This is a genomic window from Micromonospora sp. WMMB482, assembly GCF_019038635.1.
GTDB classification, from domain to species: Bacteria; Actinomycetota; Actinomycetes; order Mycobacteriales; family Micromonosporaceae; genus Micromonospora; species Micromonospora marina.
Genome location: NZ_JAHOPD010000020.1, coordinates 3,900,444 through 3,920,934, shown reverse-complemented (window position 1 = coordinate 3,920,934; position 20,491 = coordinate 3,900,444). Strand labels below are relative to the sequence as shown.

Sequence of the window (20,491 nt, the reverse complement as noted above, 5' to 3'; positions counted from 1 at the left end):
AGGCACTCACCTTGAGAAGAGCGTGATGGGGTTGATGACATCAGCGGTGACGGTCAGCAGCGTGAACGCGCCACCGATCAGGATCACCGCGTACGTGAACGGCATGAGCTTGAGGTAGTCGACGCGGCCCGGGTCGGCGCGGCCGATGCGCGCGTAGAGCCAGGACCGCGCCCGTTCGAACCAGGCGATGGCGATGTGGCCGCCGTCCAGCGGGAGCAGCGGCAGCAGGTTGAACACGCCGATGAAGAAGTTCAGCGACACGAAGAGCATGAAGAACACCAGCCAGGCGTTGTTCTCCACGGCCTCGCCGCCGAGCCGGCTGGCGCCGACCACGCTGATCGGGGTGTCCACGTCGCGCTCGCCGCCGGTGATCGCGTCCCACAACGCCGGCACCTTCTGCGGGATGCGCTGCATGGCCTTCGCGGTCTGCACGGCCATGTTGCCGGTGAAGTCGGCGGTGGCGCCGAACGCGGCGACCGGGCCGTACTCGACCCGGGTCGGGGTGGTGGGCGAGAGCACCACGCCGAGCGCGGAGACCGGCGAGGTGGCGCCCTGCGGGTCGTCGAGCGGCGGACGCTGCACCGCGGCCAGGTCGATCTTGGCGTCCTGCGACGTGCCGTCGCGCAGGTAGGTGACGGTGACCGTGCCGGGCGGGGTGGCGCGGACCACGTCGAGCATGTCGCCCCAGGTGGAGACCGGCTTGCCGTTCACCGCGGTGATCCGGTCGCCCTCCTTGAGCTGGGCCTTCTCGGCCGGGCTGGCCGGGTCGCCGGGCTGGCAGGCGCGGACCTTGTCCACAGTGACGCACGAGACGGGAGCGATCACCGCCGGTTCGGCCCGGTAGCCGGCCTCGGTGGTGGGGAACTTCGGGTTCGGCAGCCCGACCGACACCGCGATGATCCAGAGGGCGACCAGAGCCAGGGCGAAGTGGGTGATCGAACCCGCGGACATCACGATCGTCCGCTTCCACACCGGGTAGCGCCACATGGCGCGCTTCTCGTCCCCCGGCTCGACGTCGTCGTCCTGCGGGGTCATGCCGACGATCTTGCAGAAGCCGCCGAGCGGGATGCCCTTGATGCCGTACTCGGTCTCGCCCCGCTTGAACGACCAGAGCGTCGGGCCGAAGCCGACGAAGTAGCGGGTGACCTTCATCCCGAACGCCTTGGCGGTCAGCATGTGCCCCGCCTCGTGCAGGCTCACCGAGATGAGGATCGCCAGGGCGAACAGCACCACCCCGAGCAGATAGCTCATCGAGCTCCTTCCACCGACCCGACGATGATCTCCTGGGCGTGCGCCCGTGCCCACGACTCGGCGGCGAGCACGTCCTCGACGGTACCTGGTTCGCCGAAATCGGGAGCGTCCTCCAGCACCCGCTGGAGGGTGTCGACGATGCCGAGGAACGGCAGCCGGCCCGCGACGAACGCCGCCACGCACTCCTCGTTCGCCGCGTTGTAGATCGCCGGGCGGCAGCGCCCCGCCTCACCCGCCGCCTTGGCCAGCGCCACCGCCGGGAACGCCGCGTCGTCGAGCGGGAAGAACTCCCAGGTGTGCGCGCCGGTCCAGTCGACCGCCGCGGCGGCGGCGGGCACGCGGTCCGGCCAGCCGATGCCCAGCGCGATGGGCAGCCGCATGTCCGGCGGGCTGGCCTGGGCGAGCGTGGAGCCGTCGGTGAACTCGACCATCGAGTGGATCACCGACTGCGGGTGCACCATCACCTCGATGTCGGCGTACGGCACGTCGAACAGCTCGTGCGCCTCGATCACCTCCAGCGCCTTGTTGACCATCGTGGCGGAGTTGATCGTGACGACCGGGCCCATGTTCCAGGTGGGGTGCGCCAGCGCCTGCTCCGGCGTGACGGCGGTCAGCTCGTCGCGCCGCCGTCCCCGGAACGGGCCGCCGCTGGCGGTGACCACCAGCCGCCGTACCTCGCCCCGGGCGCCGCCGCGCAGGCACTGTGCCAGCGCCGAGTGCTCGGAGTCGACCGGGACGATCTGCCCCGGTCGTGCGACAGCGGCCTTGACCAGCGGGCCGCCGGCCACGAGGGACTCCTTGTTGGCCAGCGCGAGGGTACGCCCGGCGTGCAGCGCGGCCAGCGTCGGCGGCAGGCCCAGCGAGCCGACCACGCCGTTGAGCACCACGTCGCACGGCCACTGCGCCAGCTCGGTCATCGCGTCCGGCCCGGCCACGATCTTCGGCAGCTTGAAGTCGCCGGTGGCCCAGCCGCGCCGGCTCGCCTCCGCGTAGAACGCCAGCTGGAGATCCTGCGCGGCGGACGCGCGGGCCACACCGACCGCCTCCACGCCCAGCTCCAGCGCCTGCGTGGCGAGCAGGTCCACGTTGCCGCCACCCGCGCCCAGCGCCACCACCCGGAAGCGGTCCGGGTTGCGCTTGACGATGTCGATGGCCTGGGTGCCGATCGAGCCGGTCGAGCCGAGCAGCACGAGGTCTCGGGGAGTGGTCACCGGACCATTGTTCCCCAGCGCCCCACCACGGTTCGTCCCGGAGTGCCCGGCGGCATGATCCACTCCACTTCGCCGAGGTGGCGGCATCACAGGCGCCGCGATGCCACCACTTCGGCGAACTGGTGTCGATCACGCCTGCGGCGCCTCCTCGTCGAGCAGGTCGGCCGGGTCGACGCTGAACTCGAACGGCTCCCGCATCACGAACGTCGTACCGGCTGCCGCGGCGGCCAGCGGCCGGTACTCGCCCTCGACCAGTCCGTCGAGGGCGAGCGCGGGCACCCGGTTACGCAGGTCGACCCGGAGGAAGTAGGGCACCCCGGCGGCGGCGTACTCCTGCGGCCGGTCGATCACGCCCTTGCGCCGGTTGCCGGGCGACAGGATCTCACCGAGGAGCACAGCCTGGCCGATGTCGGCAGCGGATCGACCACGGCCCGAGGAGCGCAGCACGGCGATGTCGGGGATGAACAGATCCTTGCCGGAGACCAGGTTGATCCCGGGGTCCGGCTGCCCCGCTCGACCCTGCTCGCACACGTTGTCCGTCCCCACCACTGGGCCCCGTTGATCATGAGGTTGGCGGCGTCGGCGGTCCGATTTGTCGCCGCCAACCTCATGATCGCCGGAGCGGGAGCAGTTCCGCCGAACGGTCAGGCGGGGCGCTCCAGGACGAAGGTCTCCAGCTCGGCGCCGCCGTACCAGTCGGTGCGCATGCCTGCGTGCGTCATGCCGAGGCGCCGGGCCACCGCCATCGACGGGTCGTTCCCGGCCATCACCACCGCGTACACCCTCGGGGTGCCGGTGGCGAACTCGCGGGCCAGCACCGCGCGGGCCGCCTCGGTGGCGTAGCCGCGGCCCTGGGCGTCGGGGTGCAGGTGCCAGCCGACCTCGATGTCGTCGGTCAGGGTGACCCCGTCGCGTCCCGGTAGCGGCTTGAGCAGGATGCTCCCGGCCGCCGGTCCGCCGTCGCGCGGCTCGATCGCCCACAGACCCCAGCGGCCGGCGTACGGCGCCCAGCGTTCGTGCCACATCCGGACCCGTTCGAGCGCCTCGGACGGGTCGGTCATCCGCCCCTTGCCGCCGCCCAGCCAGCGCATCACCTCGTCCCGGGAGTAGATGTCGTAGATCCGGGCCAGGTCGTCGGGAGCCTCGGTCCAGTCCCGCAGCACCAGCCGGTCGGTCGTGGCGATCGTCATGCCGCCGGATCGTAATGCGTGGCGCGGGGTCGTACGGGGAACGAGAGGGCGATGGGCGACGGGTGGGAGCGGACCAAGCGGATCACGGCTGCGGCGTTCCGGCCGGTCCGCGGCCGGGACCTGTCGCTGCACGCCGCCGCGATCACCTTCTACAGCGCGATCGCCGTGGTGCCGGTGGCGCTGCTGGCGATCTGGCTGACCGGGCTGCTCGCCGGGGCGGACCGGGTACGGCGGCTGACCGGGTACGCGATCGACACGCTGCCCACGGAGATCGGCGCGCACCGGGCGGCGGCCGCGCTCGTCGAGGCCGGGCTGGGGCTGACCCCGCTGCTGGCACTGGCCTCGTTGCTGCCCGCCTCCCTGTACGGCGAAGGGCTGCGCCGCGCGTTCGTGTCGGTGGCCGAGCCGCGCGCCGAGTCCGGCGCGCTGGTCGGCTGGCGGGGCCGCCTGCTGCTGCTCCCGCTGCTGGCGCCGGCCCCGGCGCTGCTGCTGTCGATCCTGCTCGGGCTGCCGATGACCACCCGGCTGGTGCGCCAGGGCGGCTGGGTCGGCGCGCTCGGCGTGGTGCTGTCGTTCCTGGCGGTGTGGCTGGTGCTCACGCCGGTGCTGATCTGGGTGTTCCGGGTGGTCGGCCCGGCCTCCCCGGACTGGCTCGTCACGGTGGGCCTGGGTTCGTTCACGGCGGCGAACCTGTCCGGCTTCCTGCACGGTTTCGTGCTGTTCTGCTCGCTGCCGCTGGACCTGGGCGTGCCGTTCGGCGGCTTCGACGAGATCGGCGGCGGCGTGGCGGTGCTGCTCTGGCTGTACCTGTTCCACGTGATCGTGCTGTCCGGCTACTCGGCCACGCTGGCAGCGAGCCGGTGGCGGGCCGCCCGGGAGGCGGCCCGCGCCTGACGGCGGTCAGCGCCGGAAGGGGCCACGCACCTCGTACGTGATGCCCCCGGTGCCGGCCCGGGAACCGCTGGTGCCGCGCTGCGAGGAGAAGTAGAGGCGGCTGCCGTCCGGGGAGAACGCCGGCCCGGTGAGCTCCGACTCGGCCTGCCCGAGCAGCCGCAGGAACGGGGTCACCACACCGGCCGGCGTGATCACGTTGATCTCCATGTTGCCGCCGTCCTCGGCCACGTAGAGGTCGCCGCCCGGGGTGCCGGTGATGTTGTCGACGCCGGTCAGCGGCGCGGCTCCGGCCGGCACCAGCGAGTCGTCGTACGCGAGGTCGAGCCGCTGGTTCACCGCGTCGTACGCCCACACCCGGTTGTCGCCCTTGGTGGTGAACCAGCAGGTGTCGTCGGCGTACCAGCAGCCCTCGCCGCCGTCGAACGTCTGCGCCGCGCCCACCTGGTAGCGGGTGGGCACCGGGAACCCGTCGCGGTCCGGCAGGTCCCGCCAGGTCACCGGCCCGGTCACCTGACCGTCCGGGGCGCACAGCACCTGGACCTTGCCGGTACGCAGGTCGCCCCAGGCGTCCGGGACGAACCGGTAGAAGCAGCCGTCCCCCTCGTCCTCGGTCAGGTAGACCACCCGCCGCACCGGGTCGCAGGCCGCCGCCTCGTGCTTGAAGCGGCCCATCCGGGTCCGCTCCTCGCCGGACCGGCCGCCCTCGGGCCAGGTCTCGAAGACCCGGCCCAGCGGCACCTCCTCGCAGGACAGCCACGTCCCCCACGGGGTCGGCCCGCCCGCGCAGTTGACGTTCGTGCCGCCGAGGATCCGGTACGCGGCGGCGATGGCGCCGTCGGCGGCGAATCGCACCGCCGAGGCGCCGCCGATGAGCGGAACCTCCGAGTTGGAGACGTAGATCCAGCCGGCGCCGGACGGGAAGCAGGCGCCGCCGTCCGGCGCCGGGTGCCAGGTGTACGAGGTGCCGGCGACCCGCTGCCCGGAACGCGCGATCACCCGGCTGGTGAAGCCGGCCGGCAACTGGAGGCCGTTGGCGTCGGCGGCCAGCAGGTCGCCGTACGGGCCGGGGCCGGGCTGGGCGGGCTGGGCCGGGGCGGCTGCGGCGGCCCAGAGACCACCGGCGAAAGCGGCGGCGCCACCGGCGGCGGTGACGCGCAGGACGGTACGACGATCCATCGGGGATTACCTCCCGGAGGCGGTGGGTGTCCCGTCGACGGTAGGACGGAAAAGCATCGACAACTGCCACTATAGGGTGAACGCCCGGTGACGGCCGTCCGGCGTCAGAGCCCCTCGACGTACCGCTTGGCGTCGGCGAGCGACATCGACGTGTGCTCCCGCACCACCTTGATCGCCTGGATCTTCCGGCCCCGGTGCAGCAGCCGCGCGGCCTCGGCCCGCACCGCGTCGTCGACGCCCCGTCCCGGCACGGGGGCGCCGGAAGACCAGGATCCGCCGGCCGCCAGCGCGTCCACCGCCCGCTTCGCGTCCAGCAGCGACAGCCCGGTCTGTTGGCGGAGCACCTTGACCGCCTCGACCGTACGCCCCGCGCGGGCCAGCCGGAGCACCTCGGCCTGCCCGTCGCCGGCCGGGCGATCAGGGGCGACCAGGTCCCGGGGACGGTCGCGCCGCAGCGCGAGCACGAGGAGGAGCACCGCCACGACGAGCGTCACCGCGAGCGCGATCTGGACAGCCGGGGACATGCCCGGAACGGTAGCGCCCCGCCGCGAACCCTCCCGCCGGGGCCCGGCCGCGGATAGGCTGCGCGAGCATGAGCGAACGCACCGAGCGAAGCGAGGGCCGTGAGCGCATGCCCAGCCCGCACAGCATGAGCGAACGCACCGAGCGAAGCGAGGGCCGTGAGCGCATGCCCAGCCGGCACAGCATGAGCGGCGCGAGTGAGCTTCCGTCCCGCGCCGACGTCGTGATCGTCGGCGCCGGGCACAACGGCCTGGTCTCGGCGATCCTACTGGCCCGCGCCGGCCTGGACGTGCTGGTGCTGGAGGCATCCGGCGTGATCGGCGGGGCGACCCGCACCGAGAACCCGTTCCCGAAGGTGCCCGGGCTGCGTCACTCCACCGGGTCGTACCTGCTCGGGCTGATGCCGCCGGAGCTGCTGGCCACGCTCGACGTGACCATCCCGGTGCTGCGCCGCGACCCGCACTACTTCCTGCCCACCCCGGGCGGGCTCGGCTCGCCGTACCTGCTGGCCGGCAGCGACGTCGCCGCCGGCCGGCGGCAGCTCGCGGAGATGTTCTCCCCCGCCGACGTCGCCGCCGACGACGCGCTGCACGCCGAGCTGGCCCAGCTGCGGGAGGATCTCGCCCCGGCGTGGCTGGCCGAGCCGATGCCGGTCGAGGAGACCGCGGAACGCTACGTGCGGCCCGCGCTTCGGCAGGTCTTCGCCGACCTGGTACGCGGCTCGGTGGCCGACCACCTGGCCCGCTTCGACTTCCGTTCCGAGCTGCTGGTCAGCATGTACGCGGTCACCGACGGCCTGTCCGGGCTCAACGCCGGCCCGGACGACCCCGGAACGGGCCACAACTTCCTGGTGCACAACATGTGCCGGCTGCCGGGCGCCGACGGCACCTGGATGATCACCCGGGGCGGCATGGGCACCGTGTCCCGCACGTTCGCCGAGGCCGCCGAGCGCGCCGGGGCGCGGATCGTCGCCGACGCGCCGGTCACCGGGATCCGGCTGGCCTCCGGCGCCGCGGCCGGGGTGACGCTCGCCGGCGGCCGGGAGGTGGACGCCCCGGTGGTGCTCGGCGCCTGCGACCCGTACCGGCTGATGGAGCTGCTGCCCGACGGCGCGCTCCCGGCGGAGCTGGGCGCACGGATGGCGGCGGTCCGCCGCCCCGGCACCACGCTCAAGCTCAACCTGGCGCTGACCGGGCTGCCGCGCTTCTCCTGCCTGCCTGACGACGCGCCGAGCCCGTTCGGCTCGACCATCCACCTGCTGCCCGGCTCGGCCTCGCTGGTCGGCGACGGCGGCGAGTCGCCGATGGCGGCGCTGCGCGGCATGTGGGCGGACGTGCGGGCCGGGCGGCTGCCGGACGAGCCGACCATCGAGTGGTACCTGCACACCACAGTCGACCCGTCACTGTCCGACGAGGCGGGCCACCACTCGTCGGCGCTGTTCGTGCAGTCGGTCCCCTACGAGCCGGCCGGCACCACCTGGGACGCGGCGCTGCCCCGCTACGTGGAGCGGCTGATCGCGATCTGCGAGCGGTACGCCCCGGGCGCCGGTGACCTGGTCGCGGACGCGGTGCCGCTGCCGCCGCCCGGCATCGAGGCGCACTTCGGCATCACCGGCGGGCACATCCACCACGTCGACAACACCGTGTCGTTCACCGACCGGATGCCGTACGCGACGGGGGTGGACGGCGTGTACGCGGGCAGCGCCGGCTGCCACCCGGCAGGCAGCGTGATCGGCGCGGCCGGGCACAACGCAGCCCGGCGCATCCTCGCCGACCTGTAAGGAAGGGCCCCCTCTTAACGCCTCCGGTAGAGGAAGGGCCCCTTCTTAACAACCGCCTCAACAGCCGCTCACGGTGTCTCGGGCGACTCCTGGCCCGCGGGCGGAAGGTCGCCCGGCCCACGCACCAGGTAGACGCCGACCAGCAGCAGGTACGCCAGCAGGCTGAGCACCGGGTCGACGAACACGATCGCGAACGCGACCAGGTACAGCAGCGGACCGACGCGGAACCGGCGCGCCACCGCCCGCGCCAGCCTCGGGTCCAGGCCCGGTTGCAGCAGCCCGCGGCGGCGCGCCCACCACCAGCTCAGGTTGAAGAACAGCGCCTCACCGAGCACCACGCCCGCGTACAGCGCGGCGGTCAGCCGCTGGTCACCGACGGTGCCGCGCAGGTTGTCCGCCAGCAGGTCGGCGGTGAACGGGATCGCCGCCACGAACATCAGCAGCAGCAGGTTCAGCACCAGCAGCATCTGGTCGACCCGGCGGACGTAACGCCACATGTTGTGGTGGGTCAGCCAGACCTGACCGACGATGGCGAAGGTGATCACGTACGCCAGGTAGGCGCGCCACTCGTGCAGCAGCGCGGCCGGCAGCCCGTCGTCCTGCGGGGTGTTCGGGCTGAACGACAGCAGCTCGACGGCCATCAGGGTGAGCACGATGGCGATCACCGCGTCGCTGAACGCCTCCACCCGGGAGGCGTCGCGCGCCATCTCGTTGCCGCGCCCGAACCGGTACGCCGGTTCCCTGTCCGCACCCGTCACGCCGCCCCCTCACGACCGATGGTCGCGTGGCGGGGGCGGCGGACGGGGCGAAACCGTCAGATGGCCGCTTCTCCGGCCGGCGCCGGGTTCTCCGCGTCGGCGCGGTGCGCGCGGATCTTGTGCCCGACGCTGGTCAGGCAGCGCCCGCTGGCCAGGTCGAACTTCCAGCCGTGCAGCTGGCAGGTGAGCTGGTCGCCGTCGACGATGCCGAACCGGCTCAGGTCCGCCTTCAGGTGCGGGCAGCGCCGCTGCACCACCCAGCCGTCGAGCGTGATGTCCTCGGCGTCGACCGCCCGCTCGTGCTCGTCGTACCAGCCCTCGGCGTACTGGAGGCGCTCCTCGGACAGGCACTTGAAGAAGGCGTAGACGAACTCGTTGTACTGGCCGATGCGGGCGGCGGAGAAACGGCAGGAGAGGAAGAGGGAGTTGACCCAGTCCACCTCGCCGATGTGCAGCAGGTGCTCGATCAGCGCCCGCTCGGTGCGGAACCGGTAGCGGACCTTCTCGTCCGCGTACGGCCGGACCTCCTTGCCGGGGAAGTCCACCACGATTGATTCGACCTCGGCGCCGTCGTAGCCGACCAGGTCGAAGCGGACCGGACCGCCGACGCCCTTGGCCAGGTAGATCGACTCGTCCAGCAGCGGCTCGATCCGGCGCTTCATCTCGCCCAGCACGTCGACCTCGGGGTGCCGCCAGGACGCCTTCTCGGCCTCGATGACCGGGCGCTTGCGCTCCCGCATCTCCTCCAGGTGGGCGACCTTGTTCGCGAAGAACTCCTCCACCGGCACCGGGTGGGTGGTCGTCGCGCCCTCGGTGGTGACCTCGGCGACGCTGCCCGGCAGCAGGACGATGCCGTTGGTGCCGCCGACCTTCGCGTACTCGGCCAGAAACACCGACTGGTCGGGGAAGATGTTGCCCTCGTCGCCGAAGATGTCGTTGAACTGCCACAGCTCGTCGTCGAGGAAGCACGGCGGGCCGGCGATCGGGAAGACGTGGTCGGCCTTCAGGTCGTCGATGTAGCGCCAGGTGCGGTCGAACTGCCGGTCCCGCTTCTGCTTGCCGAACGCGGTCTTCGCCGCCTGCGGCAGCTCGTAGACCATCGGGTACCAGATCGCGCCGGAGAACTGGAGCATGTGCGCGTGCACGTGGCCCAGCTCGGCGAACACGCTGAGGTCGGTCGGGCGGGCGTCGTTCTGGTTGAGCAGCCGCACGCCGTCGTACTCGACCCAGAGCGAGGAGTCGCCGATCGGGCCGTCGGTCGGGCTGGTCAGCGCCTGGATCATGATCTTCAGACCGCCGGGCAGCTCCACCACCTGCTCGTTCGGGGCCTTGAGGAACTTGGTGAAGCCCAGCTCCCGGAACTCGTCCTCCATCTCCGAGGTGGGGAACTCGGGCAGCAGAACGGTGGCGTCCTTCGACACGAAGTCACGCAGGTGCTTCGCGTCGAAGTGGTCCCGGTGCAGGTGCGACACGTACAGGTAGTCGACCTGGCCGAGAGTCGCCCAGTCGAGCAGCGAGTTGTCCGGAAAGGGGAACCACGAGGCGAAGTAGGCGGGGTTGACCCACGGGTCGCACAGGATGCTGCCCGCGGGCGTGTCGATCCGCATGCTGGCATGCCCCGTACCGGTCACTCGCACCGCAGTCCTCCTCAAAAAGGCATCAAGGTGTACGTCAAGACGCTACCGGAGGCAGTGTGCTCGCCGTCCCGCGACGCCGGTAGTGGTCATCCGCCCCGACCGGTACGGGACCATCGACCCGGGCCGGGCGGGCCCGCCTGCTGTCGCCCGCCCGGGTCGTCCCCGGCACCGGAGGCCGGACCCTGCGCCGGGCCCGGTTGGGGGCGTGCCAGACTGATCGGAGATCCGATCGCGAGGGAAGGACCGACAGTGGCAGGAGACGAGCCGGTAACCGCGCCAGATCAGCACAAGCCCGGACACCGCAAGTCCGGACGGATCGGTGCGGTGCTGTCGGCGTTGGCCTTGGTTCTGATGGCGTTCTGCGGGATCGAGGAGGGCCGGGTGGAGCACATCTGGCTGTTCGGGATCGCCGGACTGCTGATCGCCATCGTCATCGGCGACGCCGTGCTGCGCCGCAACGGCCTGCGGTCCTGACGCGCGGCGCCCACGGTGGTGCGCGAAGGGCCCGCCCCCCTGGTGAGGGGGCGGGCCCTTCGTCGTCTCGCGGCCGGGGTCAGCGGCCGAGCAGGATGTCCTGCACGTCCTTGAGCGCGGCGTCGACCTCGGCCTCGAAGTAGCCGCCGGGCACCAGCCCGAAGCGCAGCGTGTCGAGTTCCTTCGGGTTCACCGGCATCGCGTTGCGCCCCTGCATGCCGCCGAGCAGCGTCTCGAAGAACCGGTCGACCTGGTCCGGGTCGTACCCGCTGCCGAACCGGCGGACCTGGAAGCTGCGGCGGATCTGGTCGACCCGGTGCAGGTCGCTGCCGGGCGGGCCGGCCATCGGCGGTCCCACCATCGGCGGACCGGCGACCGGCGGACCCACGAGCGGCGGGCCGGTCATCGAGGGGCCCGGGCCGTAGCCCTGGTCCGGCGGACCGTAGCCCTGGTCCGGCGGGCCGTAACCCGGGTCGGGCGGGCCGTAGCCGGGCTCCGGCGCGCCGTAGCCCTGCTGCGGCAGCGCCGGCGGACCGCCGGGGCCACGACCACGCAGCTCACGCTCGGGCATGCGGATCTCGGCGGTCATGTCGGCACGCCCGCGCCGACCGGCCTCGAACCCGTCGAACCGCTCCTCCTGGCCGTACCCACCGGGGCCGCTGTCCGGCGGACCGTAACCACCCGGGCCACTGTCCGGCGGGCCGTAGCCACCGGGACCGCTGTCCTGGCCGTACCCACCGGGACCGCCGTCCTGGCCGTAGCCACCGGGGCCGGGCGGCAGGCCGCGCGGGGGCGGGCCGCCGTGCCCCATCGGTGCGCCCGGGCCCATCGGGCCGGGGCCCCCCGGGCCGCGGGGACCGTCGTAGCCACCGCGCGGACCGTCGTAGCCACCGGCGAACGCGCCGGTCGGCTCGTCGTAGCGGTTGCCGTAGCGGTCGGCGGGCGGGCCGGGCTGGGCGGGCATCTGCCGGGGCGGCATCGGCGGCTGCGGGACCGGCGACATGCCCCGGTCGTCGCGCATCGGCGGGCCGAGCCGGTCGGCCATCCGGGGATCGCCACCGCGCCCGGCCGGTGCGCCACCGCGCTCCTCCAGCTCGGCGAGTTGCCGCTCGACCCGGTCGAGGTGCAGGTCGACCTGCCACTCGTCGTAGCCGTTGAACCGGACCCGGAAGACGACGTCGTGGACCTCCTGGGAGGCCACGGGCGCGCCGACCGGCTGGCCGTCGAGTGTCGCCTCGACCCGGTCCAGGAAGGCGTCGACCTCGTCGACCTTGTAGCCCCGGCGGAGCGCCTTACGCCGGAAACGCTGACCCTGACTCGCCACTATGTCTCCTGGTCTCGTACCGCTACGCCGTTGCCGCGCGTGAGTCGCCGTCCGTGTCCGCGGCGGCGGCGAGCTGCCCACAGGCCCCGTCGATCTCGCGTCCCCGGGTGTCGCGCACCGTTGTCGACACCCCGGCGTCGCGCAACCGCCGGACGAACTCCCGCTCGACCGGCTTCGGGCTGGCGTCCCAGCGGCTGCCCGGAGTCGGGTTGAGCGGGATCAGGTTCACGTGGGCCAGCTTGCCGGCCAGTAGCCGCCCGAGCAGATCGGCTCTCCACGGCTGATCGTTCACGTCCTTGATCATCGCGTATTCGATGGACACGCGACGCCCCGTCGTGGCCGCGTAGTCCCACGCCGCGTCCAGCACCTCGGACACCTTCCAGCGCTGGTTGACCGGGACGAGTTCGTCGCGCAGCTCATCATCGGGGGCATGCAGCGACAACGCAAGGGTCACCGAGAGGTCTTCGCTGGCCAGTCGGCGGATCGCCGGCACCAGACCGACAGTCGAGACGGTGATGTGCCGCTGCGACAGGCCCAGCCCCTCCGGCGCCGGTGCCACCAGCCGGCGGATCGCCGCCACCACCCGCGAGTAGTTGGCGAGCGGCTCGCCCATGCCCATGAACACCACGTGCGACAGCCTCGGCGGCGAGCCGGCCACCGCGCCGGAGGCGGCCACCCCGGCCAGGTAGACCGCCTGGTCGACGATCTCGGCGGTGGACAGGTTGCGGGTCAGCCCGGCCTGGCCGGTGGCGCAGAACGGGCACGCCATGCCACAGCCGGCCTGGCTGGAGATGCATACGGTCACCCGGTCCGGGTAGCCCATCAGCACGCTCTCCACCAGCGAGCCGTCGTGCAGCCGCCAGAGCGCCTTTCGGGTCGCGCCGTCGTCGCAGGCCAGCTCGCGGACCGGGGTCAGCAGCGTGGGCAGCAGCTCACCCGCCAGCCGCTCCCGGGCCGCCGCCGGCAGGTCGGTCATCCGCTCCGGGTCGCGCACCAGGCGGCCGAAGTAGTGGTTGGAGACCTGCTTGGCGCGGAACGCGGGCTCACCCAGCTCGGTGACGAGCGCCTGCCGGCCCGGCAGGTCCAGGTCGGCGAGGTGGCGGGGAGGCATCGCGGGCCGACGGCCGCGGGCGTCGGGGTCTACGGAGATCAGCGGGAGACTCGTCATGGCGCGTCCAGTCTGACACGCTCCCGGCCGGACGCACCCGGCCGTACGTGTCGAATCGCCCCCGGCCACCCGGCCCGCAGCAGGTCGCCGCCGTGACGCATGCCTCAGCTCACCACCGGGACGAGGACGGCGAGCAGCAGGTACGCCGCCGGCACGGCGAACAGGATCGAGTCGAGCCGGTCCATCAGGCCGCCGTGCCCCGGTAGCAGGTTGCTCATGTCCTTGACGCCGAGATCCCGCTTGATCATCGACTCGGCGAGGTCACCGAGCACCGCCGAGACCGAGATCGCCATCCCGAACAGCGCCCCCCACCAGGGGGCCACGTCGAACAGCGCCCACAGCAGCGCCGCGCTGCCCGCCGCCGCGGCCGTCACCGAACCGGCGAAGCCCTCCCAGGACTTCTTCGGGCTGATCGTGGGCGCCATCGGGTGCTTGCCGAACGACACGCCCGCGGCGTACCCGCCGGTGTCGGAGAGCACCACCGCCGCCAGCGTCACCAGCACCCGCAGGTGCCCGTCGTCGGGCGCCGCAGCGAGCATGGCCGCGAACCCGGCGAGGAACGGCACGTACACCGCGATCAGGGTGGCCGCGGTCAGGTCGCGCTGGTAGTTGCCGGGCCCGTCGCCCAGCCGCCAGATCATCGTGCCCAGCACCGTGACCAGCAGCCCGAGGCAGAGCGCGTCGGGGCCCGCGTACCAGGCCAGGCCCACGGTGATCACGCCACCGGCGACGAGCGGCGCCAGCGGCGGGTGGGCGCCGCTGCGGCGTACCGCGCGGGCCATCTCCCAGATGCCGATCCCCACAGCGGTCGCCAGCACGGCGAGGAACGCGGGCATGAAGAAGAACAGCGGCACCACGACCGCCGCGCCGAGAGCCACCCCGACGCCGATCGCGGCCGGCAGGTTGCGCCCCGCCCGGGACGCCTTCGGCGCGGTGGTCGGCGGACGCTCCGCGGTCGCCCGTCGCCGTCCCGGCCCGCGCCGGCCGGCCGGCGACTCGGGCGCGGGCGCCGGTTCGTCGCCTACCGCCGGGATCTGGTCGGTGGGCTCGTCCCGCACCGGCGCGATCTGCGCGGTCGGGTACTCGTCGTCGCGGGCGGGCTCACCCCACGGGCCATGGTGCTCCGCCCCGCCGCGCTCGCCGGCGGGCGGTCCGTCGTACCGGCCCGGGCCGTCGTGGTGCCGCGAGGTCGTCGGGTACGGCCCGGCGTAGGTGTCCGGACCGGCGTACGCGTCCGGGCGTGCCCCGGGACGCGCGTAGGTGTCCGGCTCGGCGGGGTGGGTGTGCGCGGCCGGGCCGGGCCGCCAGGGGCCGGGCTCCAGATCGGTGTCCGGCCAGGGCAGGGCCGGGGCGGCCGGGCGCTCCCAGCCACGCGGCTCGGTGTTGCCGTAGGGGTCGGGGTGGGACATCACGCACCGGCAGCCGGTACGAGAGCCACCACATGACGCAAGACCAAGACCATCCCCTACCGGCGTGAGACTTCCTGTTTACCGACCGAGGGCCGGGCGACTCCCGCCGTTCACCCCGTGGTGGTCGGGAATCGTGCCGAGCCTACTGCACCCGCCGCAGCGCCGAGGGTGGTGCGCCGCCGGGCACGACGACGGCACCGGGCCGCCGCCCGGACGGGCGACGGCGGCGCGGTGCCGTGCGGGGTACGCGCGTGCTCAGACCTCGAGCAGCTCGCTCTCCTTGTGCTTGACCAGCTCGTCGACGGCCGCGACGAAGCGCTGGGTCAGGTCGTCCAGCTCCTTCTCCGCGCGCCGGCCCTCGTCCTCGCCGACCTCGCCGTCCTTGACCAGGCGGTCCAGCTCCTCCTTGGCCTTGCGGCGGATGTTGCGGACGGCGACCTTGGCCTCCTCGCCCTTCTGCCGGGCGACCTTGATCATGTCGCGGCGCCGCTCCTCGGTCATCTGCGGCAGGACGATGCGGAGCTGGTTGCCCTCGTTGTTCGGGTTGGCCCCGAGGTCCGAGTCGCGGATCGCCTTCTCCATGGCGCCCAGCTGCGAGTTGTCGTACGGCTTGATGATCACCATGCGCGGCTCGGGCACCGCGATGGACGCCATCTGCGGCAGCGGGGTCGGGCTGCCGTAGTAGTCGATGACGATCCGGGAGAACATGGCGGCGTTGGCGCGTCCGGTACGGATGCCGCCGAACTCCTCCTTGGCGTGCTCGATGGCACGCTCCATCTTCTCCTCCGCCTCGAGGAGGGTGTCGTCGATCACCGGTCTCCTCGCCTCCTTCTGTCGCTCGTCGTGTGTGGTGCGGGTGCTGCCGTGGCAGAGGGACCGCTGCCGGTCCGGCGGGCCGGTCAGGCGGTGATCAGGGTGCCGATCTTCTCGCCCCCGACGGCCCGGACGATGGTGTCGTCGCCCTGGGCGCCGAAGACCAGCATCGGCAGGCCGTTCTCCATGCAGAGGCTGAACGCGGCGGCGTCGGCCACCCGCAGGTTACGGCGCAGCACCTCGGAGAAGGTGATCGAGTCGAGCTTGCTCGCGGTCGGGTCGATCCGGGGGTCGGCGGTGTAGACCGCGTCCACGCCGTTCTTGCTCATCAGCACCACGTCCGCGCGGATCTCCAGCGCCCGCTGGGCGGCCACCGTGTCGGTGGAGAAGTACGGCATGCCGGCGCCCGCGCCGAAGATGACCACGCGGCCCTTCTCCAGGTGGCGGATCGCGCGCAGCGGGATGTACGGCTCGGCGACCTGGGCCATCGTGATCGCGCTCTGCACCCGGGTCTCGATGCCCTCCTTCTCCAGGAAGTCCTGGAGGGCCAGGCAGTTCATGACCGTGCCGAGCATGCCCATGTAGTCGGCGCGGGCGCGGTCCATGCCGCGCTTCTGCAGCTCGGCGCCGCGGAAGAAGTTGCCGCCGCCGACCACCACTGACACCTGCACGCCACGGCGTACCACTGTGGCGATCTGGCGGGCGATGCCCTGCACGACGTCGGGGTCAACGCCGATCGCGCCGCCGCCGAAGACCTCACCGGAGAGCTTCAGCACCACCCGGCGGGACCGACCGGGCGGAGGGGCGGTCGGATCCTCCACCGCCAGGCTCCGGTCACTCACAACCTGCGTCATCCGCCCCGCCCCTTCTCCCCGCGCATCGCGCGAGCGTCGCGTACGTGCCCCTGCCGACCCTATGTGACGAGGAGGCCGCGGTGCCTGTCGCGTACACCGGCGGCCTCCTCGTCGACGTTCTCCCCTGTGCCCGGGCCGGACGGCCCGGTGCGGCGGCTCAGGCCTGGCCGACCTCGAACCGCAGGAAGCGGGTCACCTCGATGCCGGCGTCGGCCAGCACCTGCTTGACGGTCTTCTTGTTGTCGGCGACCGACGCCTGCTCCAGCAGGACGAAGTCCTTGAAGAAGGCGTTGACCCGGCCCTCGACGATCTTCGGCAGCGCCGCCTCGGGCTTGTTCTCCTCGCGGGCGGTCTGCTCGGCGATGCGCCGCTCGGACTCGACGGTCTCGGCCGGCACCTCGTCGCGGGTGAGGTACTTCGGCCGCATCGCGGCGATCTGCATGGCCACGGCGCGGGCGTCGGCGTCAGCCGCCTCGTCCGTCTTGCCGGCGAACTCGACCAGCACGCCGACCGCCGGGGGCAGGTCCTGGCTCTTGCGGTGCATGTAGACGGCGGTGGTGCCGTCCAGCTTGGCGAAGCGGTTGAGCACCAGCTTCTCGCCGATCTTGGCGGACTGCTCCTGGATCAGGTCGGCCACGCTCTTGCCGTCGATGCTGCTGGCGAGCAGCTCCTCGGCGTTGGTGGCGCCGCTGGCCACGCCGTGCTCGACGAGCTGCTGGGCCAGCGCGATGAAGGCGTCGTTCTTGGCGACGAAGTCGGTCTCGCAGTTGAGCTCGAGCAGCGCCTGGCCGGAGTGGGCGATCAGGCCGTTGGCGGCGGTGCGCCCGGCCCGCTTGCCGACGTCCTTGGCACCCTTGACGCGCAGGATCTCGACGGCCTTGTCGAAGTCGCCCTCGGCCTCGGTCAGCGCCTTCTTGGAGTCCATCATGCCGGCGCCGGTGAGGTCGCGGAGCTTCTTGACGTCCGCGGCGGTGAAGTTGGACATGACTCTCTCTTCGGTGTCAGTGAGGTGGTCTGGGGTGCTGGTTACCCGGTTCCGGGCCGGTTCTGCCCGGCGTACCCGTCGCGCCCCACCGCCGGGAACCGCCGGCGGTGGGGACGCGACGGCGAGATCACTCCGCGGAGGCGGTCGCCGGCTGCTCGGCGGCCGGCGCGGCCTGCTCGGCGGCGGCGGGCTGCTCGTCGGCCTTCTTCGGCTCCTCGAGCAGCTCGCGCTCCCACTCGGCCAGCGGCTCGTCGGCACCGACCTGGCCGGCCTCGGGCTTCTCGTCCGCGCCCCGGTTACGGCCGGAACGGGCGATCAGACCGTCGGCGACGGCGGCGGCGACGACCTTGGTCAGCAGCTCGGCCGAGCGGATGGCGTCGTCGTTGCCCGGGATCGGGAAGTCGACCTCGTCCGGGTCGCAGTTGGTGTCGAGCACCGCGATCACCGGGATGCCCAGCTTGCGGGCCTCGTCGACGGCGATGTGCTCCTTCTTGGTGTCGACGATCCACACCGCGGCCGGGAGCTTCTGCATGTCCCGCAGACCACCGAGGGTCTTGGTGAGCTTGATCTTCTCGCGGGAGAGCTGGAGCGTCTCCTTCTTGGTGTAACCGGCGGCGGTGCCGCTCAGGTCACCCAGGGCCTCCAGCTCCTTCATCCGCTGCAGCCGCTTGTACACGGTCTGGAAGTTGGTCAGCATGCCACCGAGCCAGCGGTGGTTGACGTACGGCTGGCCGACCCGGGTCGCCTGCTCGGCGATGGCCTCCTGGGCCTGCTTCTTGGTGCCGACGAACAGGATGCTGCCGCCACCGGCGACGGTGGTGCGGACGAACTCGTACGCCTTCTCGATGTAGTCGAGCGTCTGGCGCAGGTCGATGATGTAGATACCGTTGCGCTCGGTGAAGATGAAGCGCTTCATCTTCGGGTTCCAGCGCCGGGTCTGGTGCCCGAAGTGCACACCGCTTTCCAGCAGCTGACGCATGGTCACGACGGCCATGGTGGGTTACTCCTACGTTGTCCCTGGTTGTCCGTCCAGCCGGCGGCCGGACGCCTGGCGCCCGGTCGCCGGCCAGGGTGGGCCCGGTGATCAGACCGGGACCAGGGAGGCCGTCGCCCCACGGAGGAGACCGTGGAGAGGGCACGCGAGGTCGACCGCACGAGGCGGTCGCCAGTCGACCAGTGTACGCGCCCTCTCCGCTGCCCGGCCCCCGGGTGCGGAAGGCCAGCCCGATCCTTGATCGACACCAGTACGGCGAAGTGGCGGTGTCAACCTGTCGGTGACCCCGCCACTTCGGCGTAGTGGTTCAGCGGTCGTTCACCCGCTCAACCCGCCGCGAGCGCTGCGGCGAGGAAGAGGACCAGGCCGACGGTCAGGTACGCCGTCGGCGGGCGCAGCCAGCCCCGGCTGCCGTCGGCGAGCGCCAGCCCGCCGGTGCGCAGCCCGTACAGGCCGGTGCCGAAGATCGGCAGCCCGACCACCAGGAAGACGCCCACCACGACGTGCGACGTCGACACCGGGTCGCCGAACAGGCCGTGCAGCAACACCCGTACGGCCGGCACCTCCAGCACCAGCACCATCACCGCCAGCAGCACCGCCAGCGCGGGGCGCCGGGTCCGATAGACGCCGTCACCCGGCGGCGGACCGTCCGGTCGGGGCATGAGTGCCGGCATCGGGCCGGTCGGCATCTCCAGCGGATTCGGGGCCGCCGCCGGCTGGGCCGGGCCGCCCGGCCGCTCGCCGATCCGCAGCGACGTCGCCTCGCCGGGATTGAGCCGCGCCGCGGCCGACGGGTCCGCCCCACCACCGGTCGCCGGCGGCTCGCCCGAACGGCCGGTGTCCACGATCGGGTAACCGCCGAGCGGCCCCGGACGAGCCTGGCCGGCAGCGGCGCCGAGGGCCAGCGCGTTACCGCCACCGCGCGGGTCGGCGTTGTGAGCGGCCAGGCCGTACGGGTCGCCGCCGGTACGGGACACGTCGTCGGAGGCCGGGGCGCCGAGCGGGCTCGCTGGCACCGTGCTCAGCGGGTTGCCGCGCGCGGCGGTGCCGAGCGCGTCCACACCGCTGCGGGACACCGCGGCGAGCGAATCGTCTGCGGACTCGCGGGCCGCCCGCCGCCCGGCACGTGACCCGGGCAGCTCACCGGAGACCTCCGGGTCGTCCGGCCGCTGCGACCGCCAACTGCTCGTGTCGTCCACCAGCGGGTCGGCGGCGGAGTACCGGCCCGGCTCGGCGTACCGGCTCTCACCGGCGCGCTGCTCCGGCGTGCGGTAGTCGTCGTCGCGGTAGCGGGGCTCACCCGCGGCGCGCCAGTCCGACTCGTATCCGCGGTCGCCCCATCGCGACCCCTGCTCATCCTCGGGATAGCTCCGTCGTCCGTCCACGACCGGCACGGTATGCGACCGGCTCCAGCCGCGCCATTCGGGTCGGGCCGGGCCGCAACGCAGGTCACGACGGTGGCCGTCTCGTTGGGTGACGTTTACTCAGCGCACCGTCCCGGGGTCGTACGGCGTGAACGTCGGGGCAGCGTCGGGATAGGGGAAGTCGTCGGCGAACGCGGGCACCACCAACTCGCGGTTCAGCACCGCGAGCAGGAAGTGCGCCAGGCCGCCGTCGAACAGGTGCCACTCGCCGAAGTCCCTGGCGCCGTTTACCGCTGTACGCCATTGCTCCGGCGAGCCATCCGGTCCGCGAACCCAGTAGACCGTGTCGCCGTTGTCGGTCAGGGCGACCGCCAGCAACTGCTCGACCGACGCGGGTAGTGACTCGCCGCTCGACAGGTACTCCCGTAGCACGTCGGCGGCCTCGGCGATGCCGTACGACAGATCCAGCCGCGGGACCGGATGACCGGGCGTGAGCACCGCCAGGAAGTCGTCGAACTTGCCTGGACCGTACTGATCGACGAGATCCTTATAGTCACCCGGCAGTTCGAAGCCCAGCGACCGCTCCACCGCCGGCCAGTCCTGCGGGACCCGCCGGGCGGGAGGCGGGACCGATTGCACGAGCTGCTCGACATACCGATTCATCGGCGTCATACCTTCCCCATGAAC

The 20,491-nt window shown here is 72.5% G+C and carries 20 protein-coding genes; 3 read left to right on the top strand and 17 right to left on the bottom strand.

What is annotated here, in order from left to right:
* Window positions 1-6: 6 nt before the first annotated feature.
* The 4 genes from KSK32_RS19680 to KSK32_RS19665 form a co-directional block, all read right to left on the bottom strand.
* The gene (locus KSK32_RS19680) at window positions 7-1,251 is read right to left on the bottom strand and encodes an RIP metalloprotease (RefSeq protein WP_216932526.1); all 1,245 of its coding nucleotides are present in this window, start codon (window positions 1,249-1,251) and stop codon (window positions 7-9) included.
* Entirely contained in the window at window positions 1,248-2,462 is a 1,215-nt protein-coding gene (gene dxr / locus KSK32_RS19675; RefSeq protein WP_216932525.1) for a 1-deoxy-D-xylulose-5-phosphate reductoisomerase, read from the bottom strand. Before dxr ends, KSK32_RS19680 begins: the two co-directional genes overlap by 4 nt.
* Window positions 2,463-2,591: 129 nt before the next feature.
* Complete coding sequence (locus KSK32_RS19670) at window positions 2,592-3,008, bottom strand: Uma2 family endonuclease (protein ID WP_216932524.1); 417 nt, start codon at window positions 3,006-3,008, stop codon at window positions 2,592-2,594.
* A 98-nt stretch (window positions 3,009-3,106) separates the two neighbouring features.
* Window positions 3,107-3,652: a GNAT family N-acetyltransferase gene (locus KSK32_RS19665; protein ID WP_216932523.1), complete on the bottom strand. Its 546-nt coding sequence runs from the start codon at window positions 3,650-3,652 to the stop codon at window positions 3,107-3,109.
* Between the two features lie 51 nt (window positions 3,653-3,703).
* Here KSK32_RS19665 and KSK32_RS19660 point away from each other — a divergent pair, with 51 nt between their 5' ends.
* On the top strand, window positions 3,704-4,546 hold the full coding sequence (locus KSK32_RS19660) for a YhjD/YihY/BrkB family envelope integrity protein (protein WP_216932522.1): 843 nt from the start codon (window positions 3,704-3,706) through the stop codon (window positions 4,544-4,546).
* A gap of 6 nt (window positions 4,547-4,552) precedes the next feature.
* On the opposite strand, the gene KSK32_RS19655 is transcribed toward KSK32_RS19660, so the two are convergent.
* The gene (locus tag KSK32_RS19655) at window positions 4,553-5,722 is read right to left on the bottom strand and encodes an alkaline phosphatase PhoX (protein WP_216932521.1); all 1,170 of its coding nucleotides are present in this window, start codon (window positions 5,720-5,722) and stop codon (window positions 4,553-4,555) included.
* Window positions 5,723-5,826: 104 nt separating this feature from the next.
* A complete protein-coding gene (locus KSK32_RS19650) occupies window positions 5,827-6,246 on the bottom strand; it encodes a 50S ribosomal protein L7/L12 (protein WP_216932520.1) in 420 nt (139 codons plus the stop codon).
* Window positions 6,247-6,428: 182 nt separating this feature from the next.
* Here KSK32_RS19650 and KSK32_RS19645 point away from each other — a divergent pair, with 182 nt between their 5' ends.
* Window positions 6,429-8,024: an NAD(P)/FAD-dependent oxidoreductase gene (locus tag KSK32_RS19645; protein WP_216936228.1), complete on the top strand. Its 1,596-nt coding sequence runs from the start codon at window positions 6,429-6,431 to the stop codon at window positions 8,022-8,024.
* 68 nt (window positions 8,025-8,092) lie between these two features.
* Here the strand turns inward: KSK32_RS19645 and KSK32_RS19640 are convergent, their stop codons facing one another.
* Entirely contained in the window at window positions 8,093-8,731 is a 639-nt protein-coding gene (locus KSK32_RS19640) for a TMEM175 family protein (RefSeq protein WP_216936226.1), read from the bottom strand.
* Window positions 8,732-8,838: 107 nt separating this feature from the next.
* Window positions 8,839-10,419: a Rieske 2Fe-2S domain-containing protein gene (locus tag KSK32_RS19635; RefSeq protein ID WP_216932519.1), complete on the bottom strand. Its 1,581-nt coding sequence runs from the start codon at window positions 10,417-10,419 to the stop codon at window positions 8,839-8,841.
* Between the two features lie 249 nt (window positions 10,420-10,668).
* Here KSK32_RS19635 and KSK32_RS19630 point away from each other — a divergent pair, with 249 nt between their 5' ends.
* On the top strand, window positions 10,669-10,893 hold the full coding sequence (locus KSK32_RS19630) for a hypothetical protein (RefSeq protein WP_081635946.1): 225 nt from the start codon (window positions 10,669-10,671) through the stop codon (window positions 10,891-10,893).
* Between the two features lie 79 nt (window positions 10,894-10,972).
* Here KSK32_RS19630 and KSK32_RS19625 read toward each other — a convergent pair whose 3' ends face one another.
* From KSK32_RS19625 to KSK32_RS19585, 9 genes are all read right to left on the bottom strand, one after another.
* Window positions 10,973-12,217, bottom strand: a complete 1,245-nt coding sequence (locus KSK32_RS19625; protein WP_216932518.1) for a DivIVA domain-containing protein — start codon at window positions 12,215-12,217, stop codon at window positions 10,973-10,975.
* A gap of 22 nt (window positions 12,218-12,239) precedes the next feature.
* Complete coding sequence (rlmN, locus tag KSK32_RS19620; protein ID WP_216932517.1) at window positions 12,240-13,385, bottom strand: 23S rRNA (adenine(2503)-C(2))-methyltransferase RlmN; 1,146 nt, start codon at window positions 13,383-13,385, stop codon at window positions 12,240-12,242.
* 104 nt (window positions 13,386-13,489) lie between these two features.
* Window positions 13,490-14,794 (bottom strand): phosphatidate cytidylyltransferase, encoded by a 1,305-nt coding sequence (locus KSK32_RS19615; protein WP_216932516.1) that lies wholly within the window; start codon window positions 14,792-14,794, stop codon window positions 13,490-13,492.
* Between the two features lie 255 nt (window positions 14,795-15,049).
* Window positions 15,050-15,607 carry a ribosome recycling factor gene (gene frr / locus KSK32_RS19610; RefSeq protein WP_216932515.1) on the bottom strand — a complete coding sequence of 186 codons (558 nt, stop codon included), beginning with the start codon at window positions 15,605-15,607 and terminating at the stop codon, window positions 15,050-15,052.
* A gap of 86 nt (window positions 15,608-15,693) precedes the next feature.
* Window positions 15,694-16,461 carry a UMP kinase gene (gene pyrH, locus KSK32_RS19605; protein ID WP_216932514.1) on the bottom strand — a complete coding sequence of 256 codons (768 nt, stop codon included), beginning with the start codon at window positions 16,459-16,461 and terminating at the stop codon, window positions 15,694-15,696.
* A gap of 157 nt (window positions 16,462-16,618) precedes the next feature.
* Window positions 16,619-17,446 (bottom strand): translation elongation factor Ts, encoded by an 828-nt coding sequence (tsf, locus tag KSK32_RS19600; protein WP_018786349.1) that lies wholly within the window; start codon window positions 17,444-17,446, stop codon window positions 16,619-16,621.
* A 127-nt stretch (window positions 17,447-17,573) separates the two neighbouring features.
* Window positions 17,574-18,440 (bottom strand): 30S ribosomal protein S2, encoded by an 867-nt coding sequence (gene rpsB / locus KSK32_RS19595; RefSeq protein WP_216932513.1) that lies wholly within the window; start codon window positions 18,438-18,440, stop codon window positions 17,574-17,576.
* A gap of 326 nt (window positions 18,441-18,766) precedes the next feature.
* The gene (locus KSK32_RS19590) at window positions 18,767-19,834 is read right to left on the bottom strand and encodes a hypothetical protein (RefSeq protein WP_216932512.1); all 1,068 of its coding nucleotides are present in this window, start codon (window positions 19,832-19,834) and stop codon (window positions 18,767-18,769) included.
* 90 nt (window positions 19,835-19,924) lie between these two features.
* Window positions 19,925-20,467 (bottom strand): SMI1/KNR4 family protein, encoded by a 543-nt coding sequence (locus KSK32_RS19585; protein WP_216932511.1) that lies wholly within the window; start codon window positions 20,465-20,467, stop codon window positions 19,925-19,927.
* Window positions 20,468-20,491 lie beyond the last annotated feature (24 nt).